The following is a 22,782-nucleotide window of genomic DNA, read 5'->3' as shown; positions in this document are numbered from 1 at the left end:
CCGTGAAGGCCACCTTCAGGAAGTTGTGCTTCCTGAAGGTGGCCTTCACGAACATCGGGTCAGGGGTGGGCGACCTCGTGGCCGGCTTCGCGCAACGCCGCGACCGCGTCGCCGAGATCGCCGGCGCGGACCAGGATGTGGTCGGTGTCGAACGTCGAGATCGAGAACAGCGCGACCCCGGCGGCGGCCAGCTCCGAGGCCAGCGCGGCGATGATGCCGGTGAGCGTGAACTCCAGCGGCCCGCGGACCGACAGCAGCCGCCAGCCGTCCTCGGCGGCCGTGGCCCCGCCCGGCTCGCGGCCGGCCGGGCAGATCACCGACAGTTCTTCGGGCGTCCGCGTCACCGAAACCAGGGCATCGCCGGGCTCGAAGAGTTCGGTGGGCACCGGGGCGTCGGCGGGCAGGCGCACAACGGCGTACTCGCCGGGCCGGACATCGATCGCGAGTCGCTTCATCAGCCTTCCAGCACCTTCGGGCTCGTGGCGATCTCGGTGCCGTCCGGCAACGTCGAGATGGTGAAGTCCGCGAACACGTTCGCCGCGGCCTTCTGCAGCTGCCGCAGGCATTCCACGGCCAGCTCGCGGATTTCGACGTCGGCGTGCTCGGTGGCACGCATGGCGACGAAGTGCCGCCAGGCCCGGTAGTTGCCGGTGACGACGATGCGGGTCTCGGTCGCGTTCGGCAGCACGGCGCGGGCGGCCTGGCGGGCCTGCTTGCGGCGCAGGGTCGCGCTCGGGACGTCGGCGAACTTCTCCTCGAGCCCGGCCAGCAGCTCGGTGTAGGCCTCGACGCTCGCCCGGGTCGCGGCGAGGAACTTCTCGTGCAGCACCGGGTCGTTCGCGATGATCTCCGGCTCGACGAACTCCGCGTCGCGCTCGGGCACGTACCGCTGCGAGAGCTGGGAGTAGGAGAAGTGCCGGTGCCGGATCAGCTCGTGGGTCAGCGACCGGGAGATGCCGGTGATGTAGAAGGTCACCGAACCGTGCTCCAGCACCGAAAGGTGGCCGACGTCGATGATGTGCTCGAGGTAGCCGGCGTTGGTGGCGGTGACCGGGTTCGGCTTCTTCCACGACTGGTAGCAGGCGCGGCCGGCGAACTCGGCGAGCGCCTCCCCGCCGTCCGCGTCGGTCGACCACGGCACGTCCCCGGGTGGGAAGAACTCCGTCTTCGCGATCAGCTGCACTCTGGGTGACACCGTTCCGGTCACGTCAGCACTCCTTCTCCCGGTTCCCGCGCAGCCTAACCGCGTGCGGGCGGTCACTCCCGGGGGACACGTGACATCACCCGCCGCCTTGACTGACACCACACTCGACGTCATAGTGGTGTCATGGACCTGACGCCGTACATCGCCAACCTTCGCGAGGACCTCGCGAACACGGCTGCCGCCGGGGACGAGCAGACCCGGCGGGCGGCCGCGCTGCTGTCCTCCGCACTCGAACCCGCCGTCCGCCTGACCCTGATGAACGCCCTCGCCGACCTCGCCGCCGAGGTCACGGCCGCGCTGCCGGGCCAAGTGGTGGACGTCCGGCTCGACGGCCGGGACGTCCGCGTGGTCGTCACCGGCACCGCCGAGGAGACGACGTCACGCGAGACACCACGTGACACCACACCGCCGCCACCGATCGACGGCGGTGACATCAGCCGGATGACCCTCCGGCTGGTCGAGCAGATCAAGGGCCAGGCCGAACGCGCGGCCGCCGCCCAGGGCGTCTCGCTGAACACCTTCGTTTCGCAGGCGGTCCAGGGCGCGCTGGGACACGGCGTGCTCGGCGGCGGCGGCGGGGGCGGGAGTCACAAGCACCACGGCAAGAGCGGCGGGAGCGGATCGCACCTGCACGGCTGGGTCGAAGGCTGAGGGGACGAAACGATGAGTGAAGAACAGACCACACCGGCCGAAGAGCCGAACGACGGACTGGTCCGGGTGGACGAGTTCGAGACCGACGGCCCGCTGGAGCTCGACGTCAGCGTCACGATCGGCCGCGTCGAAGTCGTCCTCGAAGGCGACTCCGGCGCGCGCGTGGAGCTGCGGCACGACCAGGGCGAGCAGCAGCCGTGGGTGGCCGGGGTCAACAGCCTGCTGTCCTGGGTCGGCGAACGCTTCGGCGACCAGCTCGGCGTCGACCCGGCGGCCTCCCCCGCCGAGGCGGTGCGGCAGAGCCGCATCGAGAAGCTCGGCAACCGCCTGGTCGTCCAGGCGCCCAAGGCGTGGCAGCTGCGCAACGCCGCGCTCGCGGTGAAGGTGCACGCCCCGGCGGGCTCGCACGTCGAAGTGCGGGCGGGCGCGGCGGACGTCACGGTGACCGGCTCGGCCGGCCGCGTCGACCTGCTGACCGGCTCCGGCGAGGTGAAGCTCGACCGCGCCGACGGCTCGGCGACGATCCGCACCGGCAGCGGTGCGGTGAAGCTGGGCCCGACGCTGGGCGGGCTGCAACTGCGCAGCGGCAGCGGCCACGTCGAGGCGTCGTCGATCGCCGGCTCCGCGACCCTGGCCACCGGCACCGGCGACGTCTGGCTGGGCGCGGTCTCCGGCGAAGTGATGGCCCGCACCGGCAGCGGCGATCTGTCGGTGGCCGACGCGGGGTCGGGCACGCTCGACCTGATCACCGGCTCCGGCGAGGTCCGGATCGGCATTCGCGGCGGGACGTCCGCCGAGGTCGACCTGACCTCCAGCGCCGGGCGCGTCTCCAGCGAACTGGACGTCGCCGACAGCGCCCCTGAGGGCGGCGTGAAGCTGAAGGTCCGCGCCCGGACAGGCACCGGCAACGCCGTGGTGACCCGCGCGGCGGGCTGAGTAAGGGGGAAGGACGGGCCGTTCCCCGGCGAGACCGCCGGGGAACGGCCCGTTCGCGCGGAATACCAGAGAAAGCGCTCCACAGAAATCCGGCGAACGAAGGATGAATTCGTCGAAAATTCGTTTCACCTGGTTACAACCGGAGATTCACTGATTTTTTCGGACTCGCCTTGAACAAATCGCGAGGCTGTCTCGTTCACATCGGTTGACCGCGCCGGCCTGGCGAAAGGTGACCGAGTGACCGCGCTGATCCGCCCCTCCTCGCTGCAGGGCCTGACCGCCACCGACCGCGTCCTGTTCCAGCGGTTCGGCACCGGAAAGCCCGCCGCAGTCCCGTTCCGCCGCATTCACGACGCCGTTCTGGCGCAGGCGCGAGCCCGTCCGGACGCAGTGGCCGTGATGCACTCGGGTGAATCGCTCACCTACGCCGAACTCGAGCGGAGGTCGGCGGCGCTCGCCGCCACGCTCGCCGGGCTCGGCGTGCGGCCGGGGCAGCACGTCGGCCTGTTCCTCACGCGGTCGATCCCGATGGTGGTCGGCATCCTCGCCGTGCTGCGCGCGGGCGCGGCGTACGTGCCGCAGGACATCCGGATCACGCCGGCACCGCAGCTGCGGCACATCGTGGCCACCGCGAGCATCGACGTCGTCCTGACCACGCGCGAGCACGCCGCCGCGCTGCCCGCGGGCCTCGGCCGGGTCGTCGCCATCGACGGCGGGCACCCGCACCACGAGGCTCCCGTCACCGGCGGCGGCAGCACCGCCATGGTGATCTTCACGTCCGGGACGACCGGACGCCCCAACGGCGTCCAGGTCACCCACGCGAACCTCGCCAACGTCCTGCTGACCGCCCCGGGCTCGCTCGGCATCCGGCCCGGCGACCGCGTGGCGCAGCTGCTGAACATCGCCTTCGACATGGCCGCCTGGGAAATCCTCGGCACGCTTTCCCACGGCGGCTGCCTGGTGATCCGCGGCAAGGACATCGAGGCGGCCGCCCGCGAGGCCGACGTCCTCATCGCCACCCCCGGCGTTCTGTCCACAGTGGATCCACGGGCCTGCCCGCGGGTGCGGACCGTCGCTGTGGCGGGCGAGCGGTGCCCGGCCGCGCTGGCCGACGCCTGGGCGCGCCGGGCGCACTTCCACAACGCCTGCGGCCCCACCGAGGTGACCATCGTCAACACCGTGCAGGGCTACGATCCGCGGCTCGGCCCCCTGACGATCGGCCGCCCGGTGCCGAACACCACGGTGTACGTGCTCGACGACGAGCTGAGACCGTGTCCGATCGGCCTGGTCGGCGAGATGTGGGCGGGCGGCGCGTGCGTCACGGCGGGCTACGCCGGCAACGACGTCCTCACCGCCGAGCGCTACCGGCCGGATCCCTTCCTCGGCGGCACGCACCGGATGTTCCGCACCCGGGACCTCGTCCGCTGGACCGAAGACGGCCAGCTGGAGCACCACGGCCGCACCGACGACCAGGTCAAGGTGCGCGGCTTCCGCGTCGAGCTGGACGCGGTCACCGCGACGCTGGAGCGGGCGCCGGGCTGCGAGCGGGCGGTCACTCTCCTTTACGAGGGCGGGCTCGTCGGCTTCGTGACACCCTCGACGGCCGAGCCCGAGCTGATCCGCCGTTCGGCGGAAGCCGCGCTGCCGTACTACAGCGTGCCCGCGATGATCGTCCCGGTGGACCACCTGCCGCTCACCGACCGGGGCAAGGTCGACCGACGTGCCCTGCTGTCGCGTTTGGACAGTCGCGAGCCGGCGGAGACGGTGGCATGACCGCGACCCTCCCCTCGGCACCGGAGTCCGTGCGGGCCCGGCTGAAGCGACGGCCGTGGACCCACCACAACCGGCTGGCCGCCACGGTGGTCGCGGGCAATGCCGTCGCCGCCACCGCCGGTCCGCTCGACGTCGGCGTCCTGACCTGGCTGGTGCTGGGGAACCTGACGCTGGCCGTGCTGATCCGCCAGCAGCTGGTGATCAACCTGCTGTTCCGGCTGGCCACCGCCGCGCCGGTGAGCCGTTCGCTGCGGCTGCGCTGGACGCTGGGCAAGGTCTACCACTTCGGCGGCCTGCACGTCGGCGGCACGCTCTGCGCCACCGGCTGGTTCCTCGTGCTCACCGGCGTGCTGACCGCTCGCGGTGGGCCGGCTGCCCTGCTGGTGACCACCTGGGCGATCGCGGCCGTGCTCGCCGTCGTGATCGTGCTCGCGCTGCCCCGGGTGCGGGCCCGCCGGCACGACTTGTTCGAGCGCTCCCACCGGTTCGGCGGCTGGGCGCTGCTGGTGCTGTTCACCGTCCACTCGGTGCTGTTGGCCGGGCCGGATTTCGTCGGCTCGGGACCGTTCTGGGTGCTGCTGGTCGTCGTCACGAGCGTGGCGCTGCCGTGGCTGCGGCTGCGGCGGGTGCCGGTGCGGATCTCCCGGCCGTCGCCGCACGTGGCGCTGCTGTCGTTCGACTACGGCGTGACGCCGTTCGCCGGCTCGTCGACGGCACTGAGCCGCAACCCGTTCCTGGAGTGGCATTCCTTCGCCAACGTGCCCGCGCCCGGGCAAACCGGGTTCCGGCTGACGGTGTCCCGGGCGGGCGACTGGACCGGCGCCCTGATCGACGACCTGCCGTCGCACCTGTGGGTGAAGGGCATCCCGACGGCCGGGGTGGGCAACATCGACAAGCTGTTCCGCCGGGTGGTCTGGGTGGCGACCGGCAGCGGGATCGGCCCGTGCCTGCCGCACCTGCTCTCCGGGGAGACGCCCGCGCGGCTCGTCTGGTCGACCCGCCACCCCCGGCGCACCTACGGCGACGAGCTCGTCGACGAAATCCTCGCCGTCCAGCCGGACGCCGTCGTGTGGGACACCGACGGTGCCGGCAAACCGGACCTGGTCGAACTGGCCCTGAGCGCGCACCGGGACTTCGACGCGGAAGCAGTGATCTGCATTTCGAACAAGAAGACAACGTGGCACGTCGTCGAGGCGCTGGAAGCCCGCGGGATTCCGGCCTTCGGCGCGATCTGGGACTCGTGAGGGAGACAGCATGGACCGGACCGTCGTAGTCGACCTGCAGGCGCCCGTCGCGACCGTGACCGTGGACCGGCCGCGGGCACGCAACGCGCTGTCGTCCCAGGTGCTCACCGAACTGCTCGCCGTGTGCTCGTCGCTGGGCGAAGATCCGGCGGTCGCGGGCATCGTCCTGACCGGCGCGCCGGGACCGGCGTTCGTCGCCGGGGCCGACATCCGCGAGATGGCCGCGCTGGATCCCGACGAGGGAACGCGGTTCGGCGCGCTCGGCCAGGAGGTCACCCGCGCGCTGGAACGGCTGCCGGTGCCGGTGATCGCCTGCGTGGACGGCTACGCGCTCGGCGGCGGCTGCGAACTCGCGCTGGCGTGCGACTTCGTCTACGCGACGCCGAAAGCGGTGTTCGGCCAGCCGGAGGTCCTGCTCGGGCTGATCCCGGGCTTCGGCGGCTGCGTCCGGCTGCACCGCCAGGTGGGTCCCGGCCGCGCCCGCGAACTGATCTTCACCGGCCGGCACGTGGACGCGGCGGAGGCGCAGCGGATCGGGCTCGTCACCGAGCTGTTCGACAGCCGCGAAGCGATGCTGGCCGGAGCCCGCGCGACGATCACGGCGGTGTCGCGCAACTCGCGCGACGCGGTGGCGCTGGCCAAGAGCGCCCTGAACGCGAGCCGGGGCCGCACGGTGGACGACGGCCTGGAGCTGGAGCTGTCGGCGTTCCGAACAGCGTTCACGAGTCCCGACATGCGCGAGGGCACCGGCGCGTTCCTGAGCAAACGCGAACCGGCGTTCGGCAGCCGAGCCGGCGGCCGCTGACCGGGTGGGTGCGCCATCAACGAGACGCACACGGCGCTGCTCCAGGCGCTGCACGACGAGCACGCACCCGCGCTGTGGCGGTACGCCCTGCGCCTGACCGGCGACGACCAGCTCGCGCAGGACGTCGTCCAGGAATCCCTGCTGAGGCTGTGGAACAGCCCGAAGATCCTGGAGCAGGGCGAGCCGGCTTCGCGCGCGTGGCTGTTCACGGTGGCGCGCAACGTCGTGATCGACGAGCGGCGAAGCGCGCGTTCGCGCCGGGAGGTGCGGTCGCCGTACGTACCGGACGAATCCCGCACCGACCCGATCGACTCGGCGCTGGACGCGTGGGTGATCACGGACGTGCTGACCCAGCTGACTCCGGACCACCGGACGGTGATCGTCCGCGCGTACTACATGGGGCAGTCGGTCGCCGAGCTGGCGGTGGAGCTGGAGGTACCGGAGGGAACGGTGCGCTCGAGGCTGTTCTACGGCTTGCGGGCGTTGCGGTTGGCGTTGCAGGAGAGGGGGTTGACCAGGCGGTGAACGATCCTTACCGCGACTGGGACGCGGCGTATGTCCTCGGCGCCCTGTCCCCTGCCGAGCGCCGCGAATACGAGGGGCACCTGGGGTGTTGCGTTTCCTGCGCGGCGGCGGTCGCTTCGTTCGCGGGGATGCCGGGGATCCTTTCGGTGGTGCCTCGGGAGACTTCGGTGGAGTTGCTGGGGCCGGTTTCGCCGCGGGTCTCGCTGGTGCCGGGATTGCTGCGGGCGGTCAGGGCTTCACGACGGCGCGGACGCGCCCGGGTGGCCGCGGCGGTGGCGGGGGCCGCGCTGGCGGGAGCGGTGGCCGGTTCGCGGTTGCTCGCGCACGGGTGTTCGCCGGACCCGCGGATCGAAGCACCGCCGGTGCTTGACACCGCCACAGTGGGCCGGAAATGATCGACGCACAAGTGAATCCGGAACAGTCAGCGCCATGGTGGTAGGTGGGTGCGCTGTCGTGTACTCGCGCGCGTCGCGAACACGACCAACCCACCAGGAGGTTACGTGTCCCACCACCAGCCCGATGTCGATGTCGTCGTGGTCGGCGCCGGCATGGCCGGCCTCGTTTGCGCGCATCGCCTGCGTCGTCGCGGAGTCGGCGTCCTTGTCCTCGAAGCCACCCACCGGCCCGGTGGCCGTACGGTGGGTATCGACCTCGACGGCGAGACTGCCGACCTTGGTGGCCAGTTCATCGGACCGGGCCAGGACCGGGTGTACGCGCTGGCCGCGGAACTCGGTGTGGCCACCTTCCCGACGTACACCGCGGGCGCGAACGTGTTCGAGACCGAGACCGGACGGTTGCTGCGGTTTCGCGGCATGGTGCCGAAACTCAGCCCGTTGACGCTGCTCGACGTCGCTCGGGCACAGCTTCGCCTCGACCGGCTGGCCCGCACCGTCGACACCGAAACACCGTGGCTCGGCCCGAACGCGACCGCGCTCGACGGCCAGACCCTCCAGTCCTGGATCGACCGCACGGTGCGGACCCGGGGCGGGCGCCGGTTCCTCACCCTGGCCTGCCAAGCCATCTGGGCCTGCGAGCCGGCCGAACTGTCGCTGCTGCACGCACTGTTCTACATCAAGGCCGCGGGCAGCTTGTCGGCGTTGACCGAGTTCGAAGGCGGCGCGCAACAAGACCGCCTGGAGGGCGGGGCATCGGGCCTCGCCGGCCGGCTCGCCGCCGGGCTGGCGACCGACCTGCGGCTGAGCGCACCGGTCCGGCGGATCGACCACGACGACACCGGCGTCACGGTGACCGTCGAGGACGGAACCGCCTGGCGGGCCGGACGTGTGGTGGTCACGGTTGCTCCGCCGCTCGCCGCCCGGATCGCCTACCACCCACCGCTCCCGGCCGCACGCGACAACCTGCTGCAGCGACTGCCCATGGGCAGCGTGCTCAAATGCATCGCCATGTACCCGGAACCGTTCTGGCGGGCGGCAGGTCTCAGCGGCGCTGCCCTCAGTTTGCGCGGCCCGATCGCGCTGACCGCCGACAGCAGCCCGCAGTCCGGCCGACGTGGCGTCCTGATCGGCTTCGTCAACGGCGCCACCGCTCGAGACCTCGCCGCCCACTCCGAAGCCGACCGCCGGACCATCCTGCTCGGCGCGCTGACCCGCCTGTTCGGTCTACCGGCCAGGACGCCCGTGGCCTTCGTCGAGCAGAACTGGAACGAGGAGCCGTTCACCCGGGGCGCCTACTCGGCGGTGTTCCCGCCGGGCGCCTGGACTCGGCTCGGCTCCGCACTGCGCGCGCCCGTCGGCCGGATCCATTGGGCCGGAGCCGAAACCTCGCCCCGCTGGTACGGCTACCTCGACGGTGCCGTGCGATCAGGCGAAACCACGGCGGACACGATCGCCCGCGACATCCACGCCGACCCGGCAGCCACCCGAGCGTGAATGCCGTGTTCGCGCGCCGACCGGGGCCGGTTCGGTCGTCGCCCGGCCTCAGCGGACCAGTTTGCCGAGTGGCGCCGCCAAATCGCCTCGCGCCCCCACCGTCACGCCCGACAACCCCAGCCACTCCGCCATGTGCCGCAGCTCCGCCGCCAACTCCGGCAGCACCCGGGCCACGTCCGCGCCCTCCTCCGCGAACGCCCCCTGCACCCGCAGCACCCCCGCCGCGCGGTCGGCCTTCAGGTCCACCCGCGCGACGAGCGAACCGTCCAGCAGGAACGGGAACACGTAATACCCGTACACCCGCTTCGGCTCCGGGACGTAGATCTCGATCCGGTAGTGGAACCCGAACAGCCGCTCCGTGCGGGCTCGCTCCCAGATCAGCGGGTCGAACGGGCACAGCAACGCCCGGCCCGGCACCGACCGGGGCGTCCGCGCCGCCGCATGCCGGTACGCCGGCTGCTTCCAGCCCCGGACCGCAACCGGTTCCAGCTCCCCGGACTCCACCAGCTCCGCCACCGCCTGGCGGGCCGGGGCGGGGCCGAGTCGGTAGTAGTCGCGCAGGTCCGTCTCCGTCGCCACCCCCAGCGCTTGCGCCGAACGCGAAATCAAGCCCCGCGCGCCCTCCTCCGCGGACACCGACCGGGACAGGATCTCCGGCGGGACCACCCGCTCGGTGAGGTCGTAGAGGCGTTCGAAGGAGCGCCGCGTGCCCGTCGTCAGCTGGCCGATGCCGAACAGGTACTCGCAGACGCGCTTGACCTCCGACCGCTCCCACCACGAGCCCGGCCCGCGACGCTGGGCATCGGCCGCCACCGCCCGCTCGATGCCGCCCGCGCCGATCGGGCCGAGTTCCTTCACCACCGACAGGATCTCGTCGACCAGGCCCGGGGATTTCTCGATCAACGGCCCATAGTGGCGCCACCAGCCGTCGCGCTTGGCGCCGGACCGGATGAGGGGCCAGTCCTCGATCGGGAGGAGGCTTGCCTCGTGCGCCCACGTCTCCACCAGGAGGCGCGGGCGACGGGACGAGTGGGCCCACGCCGCTTCGTCGAGCAGCGCCGGGTCGTACCCGCCCAAGCGCGAGAACACCGGCATGTAGTGCGCGCGGACCGCGACGTTCACCGAGTCCAGCTGCAGCAGCCGGACCCGGGACAACACCCGTTTCAGGTGCTGGCGCGAAGGCACGCCGGACGGACGCGGGTCGGTGAAGCCCTGTGCGGCCAGGAACGTCTTCCGGGCCGTCGAGACGCTGATCGTTTGCATGGTGACCTCATGGTGCCACCCACCACCGACAAAAACGGGAACCTATAGATTCACGACCCATGAGCGACGCCGCCGTCCGTCCCGCCGATCTGCCCGACGCCGCGGAGATCGCCCGCATCCAGCGCGAAACCTGGCACGCCGCCTACGAGGACCTGCTCGGCAAGCAGGCCCTCGCGCAGCTGGACGCCACCGACCTCGCCGGGACCTGGACCGAGACCATCGACTACCCCGGCAGCCTCGTCTACGTCGCCACCGAGGGCGAGTTCACCGTCGGCTTCTGCGTCGCCGGCCGCGCGCCCGAAGACGAGGTCGCCCAGGCTGATGGGAGCCTGCCCGAGGACGCCGAGACCACCGGCCTGATCGCCACCCTGCTCGTCGAGCCGCGCTGGGGTCGCCGGGGCCACGCCGGACGGCTACTCGCGACGGCCGCCGCGGGCCTGCGGGCCGACGGTGCCTCCCGCGGCATCGCCTGGGTCGCCCAGGGCGACCACGCCACCCTCGGCTTCTACCGCCGGGCCGGCTGGAACCCCGACGGCACCGTCCGCACCCTCGACACCGGCGAGCGCACCCTCCGCGAAGTCCGGCTCACCGGCACCCTCGACCTCACCCTGAGCTGAGTCCGGGAAGATCACCCACCGCATCACGGCGTACATGAAAACGCCTTCGCACGCGCCCGCGAGCAGCCGCGAGACGTGGTATTCGAAGCCCAGCGCCGTCAGTCCCGCGCCCACACCCAGCAGAAACGCGGCGTAATTGACAGCAATCGCAACGATGTAAAGCCCCAGTTGGATTCCGACGGCGGCGTGGGAATGGAAGTTGAACGTCCGGTTCAACGCGAAGCTCAGCCCGAACGCGCAGACGTACGCCAGCGTGATCGCCAGCCACACCGGCAGGCCCAGCAGGCCGTGGAAGACGGTCAGCAGTGCGAGGTCGACGCCGAACGTGAACCCGTTGATGAGGCAGAAGCCGAGAAACGTCGGCGCCACGAGCCGCGACAGACCCAGGGGAAGCACGCGCACGACGGCCTGACAGAGGGCGCCGAATCGGTCAGCGGGCGTACGGGGATGCTCGGCGGCCACCCCGTCAGTGTTCCGGCGGAGGGTGACGGGAAGCCGTCCGGCAGGTGATCTTCTGGTGCGGACCACCCGCTGAAAGGTGAGGCCAGCACCAGTGCGATCAGATTTCGAACTGATAACGTGGAAGAACACGAGCGGTTTTCAGGAGGTGACACGATGAGCTGGATCCTGCTGACGCTGGGCGTCGCGTTCGGTTCGGCCATCGTGCCGCTGATCAACGCCGAAGTCTTCCTGCTCGGGTTGTGCGCGACCCAGCCGGGGCTGCACTGGCTGTGGCTCGGGGCGGCGGTGGCGGTCGGCCAGATCGCCGGGAAGACGCTGTACTACCTGGCCGCCCGGGGCACGATCAAGCTGCCGAAGCCGTTGCACGACCGGTTGCACCGCGAGCGCCCGATGACGCCCCGGCGCGTGCGCTGGCAGCTGCGGACGAAACGGATCCGCGGCTGGGTCGACGGGCTGCGCGAGCGGTGCCACCGGCACCCGCACTGGATGGCCGGGACGTACGGGGTGAGTTCCCTGGTGGGCCTGCCCCCGTTCATGGCGACGAGCGTGCTGGCCGGTCTGGTCCGGATGCGGCTGCTGATGTTCCTGACGACCGGGCTGGCCGGAAGGTGGATCCGCTTCAGCCTGATCGCGGCTTCACCCGCGGTGTTCGCGGGATGGCTGCACCACTGAGCGTGCGTAGCTTTGACGTGAAAGCGACGGGCTCAGCGGTCGGCGGCTTCCAGCTCGATCGCTTTTTTCATCGTCTCGCGCGCCCGGCTGCGGTCGCCCGCGATGTCGTAGGCGTACGCGAGCTTGTACCAGACCCGCCAGTTCCCCTGGTCGGCCTCGACCTCCGCGCGGCGGTCCTCGAACCACGCGTCGGCCGCCTCACGGTCGACGCGGCCCGAGGGTCGGCGCGGGAGGTCCGAGACGTCCGGGAGCGCGCCCTCGGCGTCCAGCCGCCGGGACAGGCGCTGGACCTGCAGGCCGTTGCGCCAGGTCATGACGACGACCCAGACGCCCAGGACCGGCAGCAACAACACCCCCGCACCCAGCGCGACGCCGACGCCCGTCCCCGTCTTGACCAGGGCGAACCCCCGGTCCGCGAGTAGGAACAGGTACACGACCAGCGCCGCCGTCAGCAGCAGCGCCACAGTGCGCGCCCTCACAGGTCGAGGACGTTTTCCAGGCCGACCGTCAGGCCGGGACGGTTCAGCACTTCGCGCACGCCGAGCAGCACACCCGGCATGAACGACGTCCGGTCGAGCGAGTCGTGGCGGATGGTCAGGGTCTCCCCCTCGCCGCCGAACAGGATCTCCTCGTGCGCGACCAGGCCCGGCAGCCGGACCGAGTGCACGCGGACCTCCTCGACCAGCGCGCCGCGGGCGCCGTCGAGCTCCGACGTCGTCGCGTCCGGGCCCGGTGTCACGCCCGCTTCCGCGCGCGCGGAAGCGATCATCCGCGCGGTGTGCGCGGCGGTGCCCGAAGGCGCGTCGGCCTTGCGGTTGTGGTGCAGCTCGATGATCTCGGCCGACGCGTAGAACTTCGCCGCCTGAGCCGCGAACCGCATCGCGAGAACCGCGCCAAGGGCGAAGTTCGGCGCGATCAGCACCCCCAACGACGGCTTCGGTTCCAGGAGGGCGCGCAGCTCGGCCACCCGGGATTCGCTGAAGCCGGTGGTGCCGACGACCGCGTGGATGTCGTGCTCGACCAGGTACTCGAGGTTGCCCATGACGGCGTCGGGGTGGGTGAAGTCGACGACCACCTGGGCGTCGGCCAGCGCGGCGAAGTCGTCGCCCGCGTCCAGCGCCGCGACGAGCTTCATGTCCGAAGCGCCTTCGACGGCGTTCACCACCGTCGCGCCCATCCGGCCGCGCGCACCGAGCACACCGACGTTGATGGTCATGAAGCGATCACCTCGTGCAGGTCGTCCGGAAGGTCGTCGGCGTGAGCGTACGGCCCGACGACCGCCGCCGCCGAGACCCCGCCCGGCCGCGCGAACAAAGTGCGAGCGAGCGCACACACGTCCTCGGTGATCACCTCGTCGATGCGCGCGATCGTGTCGTCCACGCCCAGGTAGCGGCCGTAGTTCAGCTCGTTCTTGCCGATCCGCGACATCCGCGACGACGTGTCCTCCAGGCCCAGCACCAGGCCGCCGCGCAGCTGGCCCTTGGCGCGGGCCACCTCGGCGTCGGTCAGGCCGTCGACGCCGACCTTGTCGAGCACCTCGCGGATGACGCCGGCGACGTCGCCGAGCTTCTCCGGCTGGCAACCCGCGTACACGGCCAGGTGCCCGGTGTCGGCGTAGCTCGCGACCGACGAGTACACCTGGTACGCCAGCCCGCGCTGCTCCCGGATCTCCTGGAACAGCCGCGACGACATGCCGCCGCCGAGCGCCGCGTTGAGCACCGACAGCGCGAAGCGCCGGTCGTCGTGACGCGACAGCGACCGCAGGCCGAGCATGACGTGCGCCTGCTCGGTGTCGTCGGTGTGCAGGGCCAGCTTCGGCAGGGTCTTGATCCGGGCGCGGCCCTCGCGGGGCGCCATCGGTGTCGCGCTGCCGGTCAGGCGCTCGCCGAGCGCCTTGCGCACCAGCCGGAGCACCTGGTTGTGGTCGATGTTGCCAGCCACGGAGAGGACCATCCGCGGCAGCGTGTACCGGCGCTTGTAGAAGTTCCGCAGCGCGGCCGGAGCCATTTCCACGATCGACTTCTCGGTGCCGAGCACCGGGCGGCCGAGCGGGTGGTCGCCGAGTACCGCCGTCACGAACGTCTCGTGCAGCAGGTCCTCGGGGTCGTCGTCGCGCATCGAGATCTCTTCGAGGACGACGCTGCGTTCCATGTCCATGTCGCGATCGGTGCACAGCGCCTCGAACACGACGTCGGTGACCAGGTCCACGGCGAGCGGGAGGTCGGCGTCGAGCACCTGCGCGTAGTAGCAGGTGTGTTCCTTCGCCGTGAAGGCGTTGAACTCGCCGCCGACGGCGTCGACCTCTTCCGCGATCTGCTGGGCGTCACGGTTCTTCGTGCCCTTGAAGAGCAGGTGCTCGAGGTAGTGCGCGGCGCCGGCGACGGCGGCCGGCTCGTCGCGGGAACCGATGCCGACCCACAGCCCGACCGTGGCCGAGCGGGACGCCGGGACGTGCTCGGTGATCACGCGCAAACCGCCGGGCAGGACGCTGCGCTTGACGACCGCACCGTCCGGAGTGGACTCAAGGGTGCGGGTGGAGCCGACGGGCTGCTCGTGCCCGGAAACCTGCCGTGCCATGGGTTCCTTACTCACGATGCCGCGAAGGCCCCCTGCCGCCGGGGTCGTGAGTGGTAATTCGGGTTAGAACCCTAATTACCACTCACGACAACTTGCACCGAGCGGATCAGGAGGCCTTCGACGGAACTTGCGTCTTACTTGGCGTCGGCCGTCTCGGCGTCGGCGGCGGGCGCGTCAGCCTCGGCGGGAGCCGCGGCCTCGTCCTCCTTGACGACGATCAGGCTGATCTTGCCGCGGTTGTCGATGTCGGCGATCTCGACGCGGAGCTTGTCGCCCACGTTGACCACGTCTTCGACCTTGTTGATCCGCTTGCCGCTGCCCAGCTTGGAGATGTGCACCAGGCCGTCCTTGCCCGGCAGCAGCGAGACGAACGCGCCGAACGCGGCCGTCTTCACCACGGTGCCGAGGAAGCGCTCGCCGACCTTGGGCAGCTGCGGGTTGGCGATGGCGTTGATCAGGTCGATCGCCGCCTCCGCCGACGGGCCGTCGGCCGCGCCCACGTAGATCGTGCCGTCGTCCTCGATGGAGATGTCGGCACCGGTCTGCTCGGTGATCGAGTTGATCATCTTGCCCTTCGGGCCGATGACCTCGCCGATCTTGTCCACCGGGATCTTCACGCTGGTGACGCGCGGGGAGTACGGGCTCATCTCGTCCGGGCTGTCGATCGCCTCGGCGATGACCTCCAGGATGGTGTGACGAGCGTCCTTCGCCTGCTTCAGCGCGGCGGCGAGCACCTCGGAGGGGATGCCGTCGAGCTTCGTGTCCAGCTGCAGGGCGGTGATGATGTCCTTGGTGCCGGCGACCTTGAAGTCCATGTCGCCCATGGCGTCTTCGGCACCGAGGATGTCGGTCAGCGCGACATAACGGGTCTCGCCGTCGACCTCGTCGGAGATGAGGCCCATCGCGATGCCCGCGACCGGCGCCTTCAGCGGCACACCGGCGTTGTACAGCGCCATGGTGGACGCGCAGACCGAGCCCATCGAGGTCGAGCCGTTGGAGCCCAGCGCCTCGGAGACCTGGCGGATCGCGTACGGGAACTCGTCCCGCTTCGGCAGCACCGGCACCAGGGCGCGCTCGGCGAGCATGCCGTGGCCGATTTCGCGGCGCTTCGGCGAACCGACGCGACCGGTCTCGCCGGTGGAGAACGGCGGGAAGTTGTAGTGGTGCATGTAGCGCTTGTGCGTCTCCGGGGACAGCGAGTCGATCTGCTGCTCCAGGCGAAGCATGTTCAGCGTGGTGACGCCCAGGATCTGGGTTTCGCCGCGCTCGAACAGCGCCGAGCCGTGCGCCCGCGGGATCACGGCGACCTCGGCGGAAAGGGACCGGATGTCGGTGAGGCCACGGCCGTCCATGCGGATCTTGTCCGTGAGGACGCGCTTGCGCATGATCTTCTTGGACAGCGCCTTGAACGCGGCGCCGATCTCCTTCTCGCGGCCCTGGAAGGCTTCGCCCTCGCCGATGCCGACCTTCTCCAGGACGGCGGCCTTGACCTGGTCGGTCGCGGCGTCGCGGTCCTGCTTGCCGGCGATCTGGAGCGCGTTCGCCAGGTCGTCGGTCGCGATCGCGGCGACGGCCTCGAAGGCGTCCTGCTCGTAGGCCAGGAAGACCGGGAAGTCGCCGGTCGGCTTGGCGGACACGTCGGCCAGCTTCTGCTGGGCCTCGCACAGCACCTTGATGAACGGCTTGGACGCCTCGAGGCCCTGGGCGACCGAGACCTCGTCCGGCGCCTTGCCGCCGGCGGCGATCAGGTCGAGCGTGTTCTCGGTGCCCTCGGCCTCGACCATCATGATCGCGACGTCGTCACCGACGATGCGGCCGGCGACGACCATGTTGAAGGTCGCCTTCGCCAGCTGCGACCAGGTCGGGAACGCGACCCACTGGTCCTCGACCAGCGCGACGCGCACGCCGCCGACCGGGCCGGAGAACGGCAGGCCGGCGATCTGGGTCGACGCCGACGCGGCGTTGATCGCCAGCACGTCGTACGGGTCGTCCGGGTTGAGGCTCTGGACGGTGATGACGACCTGGATCTCGTTGCGGAGACCGTCGGTGAACGACGGGCGCAGCGGCCGGTCGATCAGGCGGCAGGTCAGGATCGCGTCGGTCGAGGGACGGCCCTCGCGGCGGAAGAACGCGCCGGGGATGCGGCCGGCTGCGTACATGCGCTCCTCGACGTCCACCGTCAGGGGGAAGAAGTCGAAGTGGTCCTTCGGGTGCTTCGACGCGGTCGTCGCCGAGAGCAGCATGGTCTCTTCGTCGAGGTACGCGACCACGGCGCCGGCGGCCTGCTTGGCCAGGCGGCCCGTCTCGAAGCGGACGGTGCGGGTGCCGAACCGGCCGTTGTCGATCACGGCTTCGGTCTCGTGCACGGTGACTCCGGTGGAGTCGGTCATAGGGTGTTTCTCCTCTTTAGTTCCTTCTATACGACGCGAGTCTCCCACCCTGGGACCCATTTCGCCTGAGGACGCTCGAGGAATGAGGCCGGTCTTCGATCGAAGCTTCCGGGACGCTTCCCGGGAGCCACTACCGAGGACCGGCGGACGGACCCTCGTGCGCGCTCGCGCCGTTTTCGGTTTTACTGCGTTTCTTGCACCGAGGGGGAGCGGCCGCAGCCACTCCCCCTCGGGTTCAAGCTATCGGCGCAGGCCGAGGCGCTGGATCAGCGCACGGTAACGCTCGATGTCCACCTTCATCACGTAGTTCAGCAGCCGGCGGCGACGGCCGACCAGCAGCAGGAGCCCGCGACGCGAGTGGTGGTCGTGCTTGTGAGCCTTGAGGTGCTCGGTGAGGCCGACGATCCGCTTGGTCAGCAGCGCGACCTGGGCCTCGGGGGATCCCGTGTCCGAGTCGTGCACGCCGTACTCGGCCAGGATCGACTTCTTCTCTTCGGTGGACAGCGCCACTTGTGTTGCTCCTCGAAATAATCAGTGCCGTGCGGCCCCGGACGCCGGATGCACGCCGGGAAGACGGTCACGGCCGCCACGGACTGCAGCCGGACCCGAACGTTGAGGTTACCAGCCCGCTGAACAGCGGCTTCAGGTGCGTGCGTTCAGCCGCGGTCCAGCTCGAAGGCGCGAGCCACCCGGTAGCGGGGGCCACCCGGCTCGCGCTCACTCGTCATCAGCGCCACTTCCGCCGCGGGCCAACACCGGCTCGTGAAGTTCGCGAGGCTTTCGGTCCAACGCGCGGCGAGCCCGGGTTCTTCCCGGGGGAACCGCGCGAGCGTCAGGTGGGCCCGGTAGGGCCTCGGTTCGGCGTCGGCGCCCGCGGCGTGCGCGAGCGGCTTCAGCTCCGTTCCGGCGGCAGTCAACCACAGCACCCCGGGAAACGTCGCGGCCTTTTCCAGCCGGACGTCGACCGCCGCGCGCCCGGCCAGCCGCTCGCCCAGCCAGGCGGCGCGGGTCCCGACGTCGTCCGGCCCGTAGTAGGCGAGGGTGATGTGCCAGCGCTCGGGCGGCTCCCAGCGCAGGCCGCCGTCCGTCTCCCCGCGGCGGGCCACGATCTCCGCTGTGATTGCTTCCGCGACGTCGTCCGGTGGGAGCAGCGCGCTGAACAGGACCGGCATCAGGCGCTGTTGCCCGCCCGGCGCAGCAGGTCGGCGATGGCCGGGAAGTCGTCGTCGAGGCGCTTGGCGGCCTCGCCGAGGTCCTCGTCCTCGGCCAGGTCACGCAGGTAGGCGAGGACCTTCGCGTCCTCGTTGACCACCGGGATGTTGTCGCGGCCGACGGTGGGACGGGAGTCGCGGACGTCCTCCATCGCGGCCAGCATCGCGTCGCGGTTGCCGGCGGCGACCTCGGGCACCAGGATCTTGCGCTCGAGCATGATCATCCTGGCCAGCACGACCGGGTTGCCGATCTTCGCCCGCCGCCCGCTCATCACCTGGCTGAGCATGGGGGCGCTGATCCCGAGGACCTCGGCCAGGAACGCCTGCGAAACGTCGAACGCGACGACGAGCCGGCGCACGCGGTCGCCGAGCGGCTCCCCGTACCACTCGCGCTGCAACGCGATGTTCCGCTGGACGATCTTGTGGTCCTCCACCAGTCTCAAGCTCCCCTGTTCGCACACACCGTCCGTGAGCATCTTGCCATCGCTGTCCGGTGCGTGGACGCGGAATCCCCTATTCGTCCCCGGTCAGGGCGTCCGGGGGCAGTTCGAGTGCCTTCCTGGTCTCCACCACGTCGTCGTCGATCTGCGCGACCAGCCCGGCCGAGTCGGCGAACCGGACCTGGTCGCGCAGCCGCGCCACGAAGTCGATGGCCACGTGCTGGCCGTAGAAGTCCTCGTCGACGTCGAGGACGAAGGCCTCGACGGTCCGCTCGCGCCCGGAGAACGTCGGGTTGGTGCCCACCGAGACCGCGGCACGCAACCGGCGCGTCGGGTCAGCCGAACGGGTGAACCACGCGCTGTACACGCCGTCGGCCGGGACGGCGGCGAAGCGCGGGGTCGACAGGTTCGCCGTCGGGTACCCGAGCTCGTGGCCCCGGCCGTCGCCGCGGACGACGATGCCTTCCAGGCGGTGCGGCCGGCCGAGGGCTTCGGCGGCGGCGACCACGTCACCGGCGTCGATGCACGACCGGACGTAGGTGCTCGAGAAGGTGATCGCCGACTGGTCCTCTTCGGACAGTTCCTTGCCCTGCAGCTCGGCACCGTAGGCGGCGAAGCCGAACCGGCGGCCGAGGGCGCGCAGCAGCTCGACGTCGCCGGCCGCCTTGGCGCCGAAGGTGAAGTTGTCGCCGACGATCACCGCGGCCGCGTGCAGCCGGTCGACCAGCACCTCGTGCACGAACTCCTCCGGCTGCAGCCGGGACAGCTCGAGGGTGAACGGCAGCACGCAGAAGACGTCGACGCCGAGGCCCTCGACGATCTCGGCCTTGCGCCGCAACGTCGTCAGCTGCGCCGGGTGGCTGCCCGGGCGCAGCACCTCCGACGGGTGCGGGTCGAACGTCAGCATGACGCTCGGCAGGCCGCGCTCGGCGGCCGCCGCCACCGTCCGGCTGATCAGCTCCTGGTGTCCGCGGTGGACACCGTCGAACACGCCGATGGTGACCACGCACCGGCCCCAGCTGCCGGGAAGGTCCCCCAGCCCACGCCACCGAAGCACGTCACACTCCCGTCTCTCGAGCCCACCCTAGGCGGGCAGCAACACGACAACCGCGCGGGACACGCCTTGTTCGTCGGCGGCCAGGGCGAGCACCCGGCCGTCGGGACCGAAGAGCCCGTAGGTGCCCTCGACGCCGGCCGCCGGGATGCGCTGGCCGTGGCGGACCGCTTTCGCCGTGGCGGCGTCGACGTCCCGGCGCGGGAACGCGGCGGCGACGGCGGCGTCGAGGTCGAGGCTCAGTTCGGGCTGTTCTTCGAGCTGGTCGAGGGTCCTCGCCTTGGCGAGCGTGAAGGGGCCGACCGTGGTGCGCCGGAGGGCCTTCAGGTGGCCGCCGACGCCGAGGTCCGCGCCGAGATCCCGGGCCAGCGCGCGGACGTAGGTGCCGGACGAGCACTCGACGACGGCGTCGACCTCGACGTGGTCCTCTTCGTGCCGGACGGCGAGGACGTCGAAGCGGTAGACGGTGACCGGGCGGGCCGGGATGACGACGTCCTCGCCGGCGCGGACGCGGGCGTAGGCGCGCTTGCCGTCGATCTTGACCGCGCTGACGGCGCTGGGGACCTGCTGGATGTCGCCGGTCAGCTTTTCGACGCCGGTGGCGATGTCATCGTCGTCGACGTTCACGGTCCCGGCCTGCGTGAGGACCTCGCCCTCGGCGTCGTCGGTCGTGGTGCTGCTGCCGAGGCTCAGGGTGGCCAGGTAGGTCTTGCGGTCCAGGGCCAGGTGGCCGAGCAGCTTGGTGGCGCGTTCGATGCCGAGCACCAGCACGCCGGTCGCCATCGGGTCGAGCGTGCCGGCGTGCCCGACCTTGCGGGTGCCCATGATCCGGCGGGCGCGCGCGACGACGTCGTGCGACGTCATGCCAGCGGGCTTGTCGACGATGAGGAGGCCGGGAGGCGGGGCAGGACGGCGGGGCGGATTCGAGCTCGACACGCGGCAAACCCTAGCGGCCACTGGTCGTGGCTCGATCAGGCCGCTCGGCCGGGCCAGGATGGAGACGTGACGGAGATCGAAGTCCGGGCCGCCCGGCCCGCCGAGCTGGAAACGGTCGCGGAGCTCCGGTGGCGCTGGGTCGCCGGACGGGACGGCCTGCCCGATGCGGGCCGGGAGGTGTTCGTGCGCGAGTTCGCGGTCTGGGCGCGGGAGAACGCGGCCACCCACCGCTGCCTGGTCCTGGTGCGTGCCGGCCAGGTGCTCGGGATGGCGTTCCTGGCGATCACCCCGCGGGTACCGACGCCGGCGGCGCCGTCGCGGGCCGCCGGGGACGTGCAGAGCGTGTACGTGGTGCCGGAAGCCCGGGACGGCGGCCTCGGCGGGCAGCTGATCGACGGCGTCCTGCGGCTCGCCGCGGAGCTGGGGCTGGAGCGGGTCACCGTGCACTCGTCGCCGCGGGCCGTGCCCGCCTACGAGCGGCGCGGGTTCGCGGTGGCGCCGGAGCTCCTGCAGGCGCCGGTCCGGCGGTGACCGCGGCAGGGCGGTCGTCACCTTCGACGCGGCCGATCTCGCCGCCGGGAGCCGCTTCCGGGCGGGTGATCAGGCGGCGACGATCGGCGTCTCGGGGAGGGCCGCGTCCCAGCGACGGCGGGTGATCCGGACCGGCAGCTCCTCGCCGCGGGCCTCGGCGAGGAACAGGTGGGTGCGCGTGCGACGCCACCACACGAGCATCCGGACCGTGCCGATGGCCAGCACCGCGACCAGGGCCAGCAGCGCCAGCCGGAAGTTCCCGCCGGTCAGCTGCAGGAGCACGCCGACGGCGAGGGCGGCGATCGTCGTCGCCACGAAGCCCCCGACGTTGACCACGCCGGTCGCCGTCCCCACGCGGCTGAGCGGGTTGTAGTCGCGGGCCAGCGCGAAGCCGATCATCGATGCCGGGCCGCCGAGGGCGAGGAAGGCGAACGCCGGCACCAGGACCGGCAGCGGCACCTGGCCCGGCCAGCCCAGCACCACCGCCCAGACCAGCGCGGCCCCGCCGATGTAGCCGCCGACCAGCGGCATCCGCAGCGACGGGCGGCGGCCGATCAGGCCACCGAGCAACGGGCCGCCCGCCATCGAACCGAAGACGAACACGGTGAGCAGCGCGCTCGCCGTCGCCTTCGACTGGCCTTGGCCCTGGACCAGCCAGGGAACGCCCCAGAGCAGCGTCAGGGCGTTCGGGGCGAACATCGTGCTGAAGTGGACCCAGAAGCCCAGGCGCGTCCCCGGCGTCCGCCAGGCCTCGGCGACCCGGTGGGCGAGCTCGCGGGCGCGGACCTGCTCGCGGACGGGCGGCTGTTCGCCCGCCGGGACGTCGCGGACCCGCAGGGCCACCACGACCGTGTAGAGGACCGTGACGGCACCGGCGGCCAGGAAGGTGGGGGTCCAGCCGGCGCCGTCGAGCACCAGGGCGAGCGGGACGGTGGCGGCGAGGTTGCCGATATAGCCGACGGCCGCGGTGAACGACGTCAGCAGGGCGTACTGGCGGCCCGGGAAGTGGGCCGCGACCAGCCGCAGGACGCTGACGAAGGTGAGCGCGTCACCGAGGCCGAGGACGCCGCGGGCGAGCAGGCCGAGGCCGTAGGAGTGGGCGACGCCGAGCAGGAGCTGGCCGGCGCCGAGGACCAGCACGGCGACGGTGAGGACGCGGCGGGGACCGTAGCGGTCGACCAGGACACCGGTCGGGATCTGCATCGCGGCGTAGACACCGACCTGCAGGACGGTGAAGGTGCCGAGCGCGGCCGCGCCGACGCCGAAGCGCTCGGCGGCCTGCAGCCCGGCGACACCGAAGGACGTCCGGTGGAAGACGGCGAGCAGGTAGACGGTGACGGCGGCGAGCCAGATCAGCCAGGACCGGGCGGTGGCACGGCCGGTGGCGGGCACAGGTTCCTCCAGGGTCGGTCGATTCGGGGCGCAGGACGCCCACGCTGCCGTCCCTACTACTTGTATCGCCTAAGCAACCACGAACCATAGCCGCAACCCGCGTAATTTTCCCCACAGGTAAGACCCATCACCCGTGCTCAGAGGGTCGACACCCGTGATTGGGGAGCCATCACGCGTGATTGGAGGGTCGACACGGGCGACGTGCAAGCC

Annotated in this window: 24 protein-coding genes and 1 pseudogene; 11 read left to right on the top strand and 14 right to left on the bottom strand. The window is 71.3% G+C overall.

Annotated features, from left to right (window positions below):
- Nucleotides 1-59: 59 nt before the first annotated feature.
- A complete protein-coding gene (locus ACLJQF_RS29445) occupies nucleotides 60-455 on the bottom strand; it encodes an ACT domain-containing protein (RefSeq protein ID WP_410613565.1) in 396 nt (131 codons plus the stop codon).
- Nucleotides 455-1,207 carry an FAD-dependent thymidylate synthase gene (gene thyX, locus ACLJQF_RS29440; RefSeq protein ID WP_410613563.1) on the bottom strand — a complete coding sequence of 251 codons (753 nt, stop codon included), beginning with the start codon at nucleotides 1,205-1,207 and terminating at the stop codon, nucleotides 455-457. Before thyX ends, ACLJQF_RS29445 begins: the two co-directional genes overlap by 1 nt.
- Nucleotides 1,208-1,327: 120 nt before the next feature.
- Between thyX and ACLJQF_RS29435 the strand changes: the two genes are divergently transcribed.
- From ACLJQF_RS29435 to ACLJQF_RS29400, 8 genes are all read left to right on the top strand, one after another.
- The gene (locus ACLJQF_RS29435; RefSeq protein WP_410613561.1) at nucleotides 1,328-1,855 is read left to right on the top strand and encodes a toxin-antitoxin system HicB family antitoxin; all 528 of its coding nucleotides are present in this window, start codon (nucleotides 1,328-1,330) and stop codon (nucleotides 1,853-1,855) included.
- 12 nt (nucleotides 1,856-1,867) lie between these two features.
- The gene (locus tag ACLJQF_RS29430; protein WP_410613559.1) at nucleotides 1,868-2,791 is read left to right on the top strand and encodes a DUF4097 family beta strand repeat-containing protein; all 924 of its coding nucleotides are present in this window, start codon (nucleotides 1,868-1,870) and stop codon (nucleotides 2,789-2,791) included.
- 237 nt (nucleotides 2,792-3,028) lie between these two features.
- The gene (locus ACLJQF_RS29425; protein WP_410613557.1) at nucleotides 3,029-4,564 is read left to right on the top strand and encodes an amino acid adenylation domain-containing protein; all 1,536 of its coding nucleotides are present in this window, start codon (nucleotides 3,029-3,031) and stop codon (nucleotides 4,562-4,564) included.
- Nucleotides 4,561-5,808: a hypothetical protein gene (locus tag ACLJQF_RS29420; RefSeq protein ID WP_410613555.1), complete on the top strand. Its 1,248-nt coding sequence runs from the start codon at nucleotides 4,561-4,563 to the stop codon at nucleotides 5,806-5,808. Before ACLJQF_RS29425 ends, ACLJQF_RS29420 begins: the two co-directional genes overlap by 4 nt.
- Before the next feature lie 10 nt (nucleotides 5,809-5,818).
- Nucleotides 5,819-6,613 carry an enoyl-CoA hydratase/isomerase family protein gene (locus tag ACLJQF_RS29415; protein ID WP_410613553.1) on the top strand — a complete coding sequence of 265 codons (795 nt, stop codon included), beginning with the start codon at nucleotides 5,819-5,821 and terminating at the stop codon, nucleotides 6,611-6,613.
- A 15-nt stretch (nucleotides 6,614-6,628) separates the two neighbouring features.
- Nucleotides 6,629-7,138 carry a sigma-70 family RNA polymerase sigma factor gene (locus ACLJQF_RS29410; protein ID WP_410613680.1) on the top strand — a complete coding sequence of 170 codons (510 nt, stop codon included), beginning with the start codon at nucleotides 6,629-6,631 and terminating at the stop codon, nucleotides 7,136-7,138.
- Nucleotides 7,135-7,533, top strand: a complete 399-nt coding sequence (locus ACLJQF_RS29405) for a hypothetical protein (RefSeq protein WP_410613551.1) — start codon at nucleotides 7,135-7,137, stop codon at nucleotides 7,531-7,533. The genes ACLJQF_RS29410 and ACLJQF_RS29405 overlap by 4 nt, the downstream gene beginning before the upstream one ends.
- A 105-nt stretch (nucleotides 7,534-7,638) precedes the next feature.
- Nucleotides 7,639-9,027: a flavin monoamine oxidase family protein gene (locus ACLJQF_RS29400; RefSeq protein WP_410613549.1), complete on the top strand. Its 1,389-nt coding sequence runs from the start codon at nucleotides 7,639-7,641 to the stop codon at nucleotides 9,025-9,027.
- A 48-nt stretch (nucleotides 9,028-9,075) separates the two neighbouring features.
- Here ACLJQF_RS29400 and ACLJQF_RS29395 read toward each other — a convergent pair whose 3' ends face one another.
- The gene (locus tag ACLJQF_RS29395; RefSeq protein ID WP_410613547.1) at nucleotides 9,076-10,290 is read right to left on the bottom strand and encodes a winged helix-turn-helix domain-containing protein; all 1,215 of its coding nucleotides are present in this window, start codon (nucleotides 10,288-10,290) and stop codon (nucleotides 9,076-9,078) included.
- A gap of 59 nt (nucleotides 10,291-10,349) precedes the next feature.
- On the opposite strand from ACLJQF_RS29395, the gene ACLJQF_RS29390 reads away from it, so the two are divergent.
- Nucleotides 10,350-10,907, top strand: coding sequence for a GNAT family N-acetyltransferase (locus ACLJQF_RS29390; RefSeq protein ID WP_410613545.1), 558 nt, complete (start codon nucleotides 10,350-10,352; stop codon nucleotides 10,905-10,907).
- 66 nt (nucleotides 10,908-10,973) lie between these two features.
- On the opposite strand, the pseudogene ACLJQF_RS29385 reads toward ACLJQF_RS29390, so the two are convergent.
- Nucleotides 10,974-11,276: pseudogene (locus ACLJQF_RS29385) on the bottom strand (GtrA family protein); the annotation flags it as partial.
- Nucleotides 11,277-11,522: 246 nt separating this feature from the next.
- Here ACLJQF_RS29385 and ACLJQF_RS29380 point away from each other — a divergent pair.
- Nucleotides 11,523-12,041, top strand: a complete 519-nt coding sequence (locus ACLJQF_RS29380) for a hypothetical protein (RefSeq protein ID WP_410613543.1) — start codon at nucleotides 11,523-11,525, stop codon at nucleotides 12,039-12,041.
- Nucleotides 12,042-12,073: 32 nt separating this feature from the next.
- Here the strand turns inward: ACLJQF_RS29380 and ACLJQF_RS29375 are convergent, their stop codons facing one another.
- The 9 genes from ACLJQF_RS29375 to truB form a co-directional block, all read right to left on the bottom strand.
- Complete coding sequence (locus ACLJQF_RS29375) at nucleotides 12,074-12,520, bottom strand: tetratricopeptide repeat protein (RefSeq protein WP_410613541.1); 447 nt, start codon at nucleotides 12,518-12,520, stop codon at nucleotides 12,074-12,076.
- Nucleotides 12,517-13,257: a 4-hydroxy-tetrahydrodipicolinate reductase gene (gene dapB, locus ACLJQF_RS29370; protein ID WP_410613539.1), complete on the bottom strand. Its 741-nt coding sequence runs from the start codon at nucleotides 13,255-13,257 to the stop codon at nucleotides 12,517-12,519. The genes ACLJQF_RS29375 and dapB overlap by 4 nt, the downstream gene beginning before the upstream one ends.
- Nucleotides 13,254-14,618, bottom strand: a complete 1,365-nt coding sequence (locus ACLJQF_RS29365) for a M16 family metallopeptidase (RefSeq protein WP_410613537.1) — start codon at nucleotides 14,616-14,618, stop codon at nucleotides 13,254-13,256. The genes dapB and ACLJQF_RS29365 overlap by 4 nt, the downstream gene beginning before the upstream one ends.
- Before the next feature lie 134 nt (nucleotides 14,619-14,752).
- On the bottom strand, nucleotides 14,753-17,008 hold the full coding sequence (locus tag ACLJQF_RS29360) for a polyribonucleotide nucleotidyltransferase (RefSeq protein ID WP_410613536.1): 2,256 nt from the start codon (nucleotides 17,006-17,008) through the stop codon (nucleotides 14,753-14,755).
- A gap of 240 nt (nucleotides 17,009-17,248) precedes the next feature.
- On the bottom strand, nucleotides 17,249-17,518 hold the full coding sequence (gene rpsO, locus ACLJQF_RS29355; RefSeq protein WP_003084034.1) for a 30S ribosomal protein S15: 270 nt from the start codon (nucleotides 17,516-17,518) through the stop codon (nucleotides 17,249-17,251).
- A gap of 146 nt (nucleotides 17,519-17,664) precedes the next feature.
- Nucleotides 17,665-18,180 (bottom strand): RNA 2',3'-cyclic phosphodiesterase, encoded by a 516-nt coding sequence (gene thpR, locus ACLJQF_RS29350; RefSeq protein ID WP_410613534.1) that lies wholly within the window; start codon nucleotides 18,178-18,180, stop codon nucleotides 17,665-17,667.
- Nucleotides 18,180-18,653, bottom strand: coding sequence for an XRE family transcriptional regulator (locus ACLJQF_RS29345; RefSeq protein WP_410613532.1), 474 nt, complete (start codon nucleotides 18,651-18,653; stop codon nucleotides 18,180-18,182). The genes thpR and ACLJQF_RS29345 overlap by 1 nt, the downstream gene beginning before the upstream one ends.
- Nucleotides 18,654-18,732: 79 nt before the next feature.
- On the bottom strand, nucleotides 18,733-19,716 hold the full coding sequence (locus ACLJQF_RS29340) for a bifunctional riboflavin kinase/FAD synthetase (protein WP_410613530.1): 984 nt from the start codon (nucleotides 19,714-19,716) through the stop codon (nucleotides 18,733-18,735).
- A 27-nt stretch (nucleotides 19,717-19,743) separates the two neighbouring features.
- Nucleotides 19,744-20,649, bottom strand: a complete 906-nt coding sequence (truB, locus tag ACLJQF_RS29335; RefSeq protein ID WP_410613528.1) for a tRNA pseudouridine(55) synthase TruB — start codon at nucleotides 20,647-20,649, stop codon at nucleotides 19,744-19,746.
- A 66-nt stretch (nucleotides 20,650-20,715) separates the two neighbouring features.
- On the opposite strand from truB, the gene ACLJQF_RS29330 reads away from it, so the two are divergent.
- Nucleotides 20,716-21,180 carry a GNAT family N-acetyltransferase gene (locus ACLJQF_RS29330; protein ID WP_410613526.1) on the top strand — a complete coding sequence of 155 codons (465 nt, stop codon included), beginning with the start codon at nucleotides 20,716-20,718 and terminating at the stop codon, nucleotides 21,178-21,180.
- Nucleotides 21,181-21,249: 69 nt separating this feature from the next.
- Here the strand turns inward: ACLJQF_RS29330 and ACLJQF_RS29325 are convergent, their stop codons facing one another.
- Nucleotides 21,250-22,572, bottom strand: coding sequence for an MFS transporter (locus ACLJQF_RS29325; protein WP_410613524.1), 1,323 nt, complete (start codon nucleotides 22,570-22,572; stop codon nucleotides 21,250-21,252).
- Between the last annotated feature and the right edge of the window lie 210 nt (nucleotides 22,573-22,782).

The organism is Amycolatopsis sp. lyj-109, assembly GCF_046548995.1.
GTDB lineage: Bacteria > Actinomycetota > Actinomycetes > Mycobacteriales > Pseudonocardiaceae > Amycolatopsis.
The sequence above is the reverse complement of the archived record's forward strand: the minus strand, read 5'-3'. Positions and strand labels throughout refer to the sequence as shown.

Excerpts from the sequence above, each read along its gene's own strand:
- ACLJQF_RS29445 (WP_410613565.1), bottom strand. The coding sequence starts at position 455 with ATGAAGCGACTCGCGATCGATGTCCGGCCCGGCGAGTACGCCGTTGTG.
- ACLJQF_RS29435 (WP_410613561.1), top strand. The coding sequence starts at position 1,328 with ATGGACCTGACGCCGTACATCGCCAACCTTCGCGAGGACCTCGCGAAC.
- ACLJQF_RS29430 (WP_410613559.1), top strand. The coding sequence starts at position 1,868 with ATGAGTGAAGAACAGACCACACCGGCCGAAGAGCCGAACGACGGACTG.
- ACLJQF_RS29420 (WP_410613555.1), top strand. The coding sequence starts at position 4,561 with ATGACCGCGACCCTCCCCTCGGCACCGGAGTCCGTGCGGGCCCGGCTG.
- ACLJQF_RS29415 (WP_410613553.1), top strand. The coding sequence starts at position 5,819 with ATGGACCGGACCGTCGTAGTCGACCTGCAGGCGCCCGTCGCGACCGTG.
- ACLJQF_RS29395 (WP_410613547.1), bottom strand. The coding sequence starts at position 10,290 with ATGCAAACGATCAGCGTCTCGACGGCCCGGAAGACGTTCCTGGCCGCA.
- ACLJQF_RS29390 (WP_410613545.1), top strand. The coding sequence starts at position 10,350 with ATGAGCGACGCCGCCGTCCGTCCCGCCGATCTGCCCGACGCCGCGGAG.
- ACLJQF_RS29380 (WP_410613543.1), top strand. The coding sequence starts at position 11,523 with ATGAGCTGGATCCTGCTGACGCTGGGCGTCGCGTTCGGTTCGGCCATC.
- dapB (WP_410613539.1), bottom strand. The coding sequence starts at position 13,257 with ATGACCATCAACGTCGGTGTGCTCGGTGCGCGCGGCCGGATGGGCGCG.
- ACLJQF_RS29365 (WP_410613537.1), bottom strand. The coding sequence starts at position 14,618 with ATGGCACGGCAGGTTTCCGGGCACGAGCAGCCCGTCGGCTCCACCCGC.
- ACLJQF_RS29360 (WP_410613536.1), bottom strand. The coding sequence starts at position 17,008 with ATGACCGACTCCACCGGAGTCACCGTGCACGAGACCGAAGCCGTGATC.
- thpR (WP_410613534.1), bottom strand. The coding sequence starts at position 18,180 with ATGCCGGTCCTGTTCAGCGCGCTGCTCCCACCGGACGACGTCGCGGAA.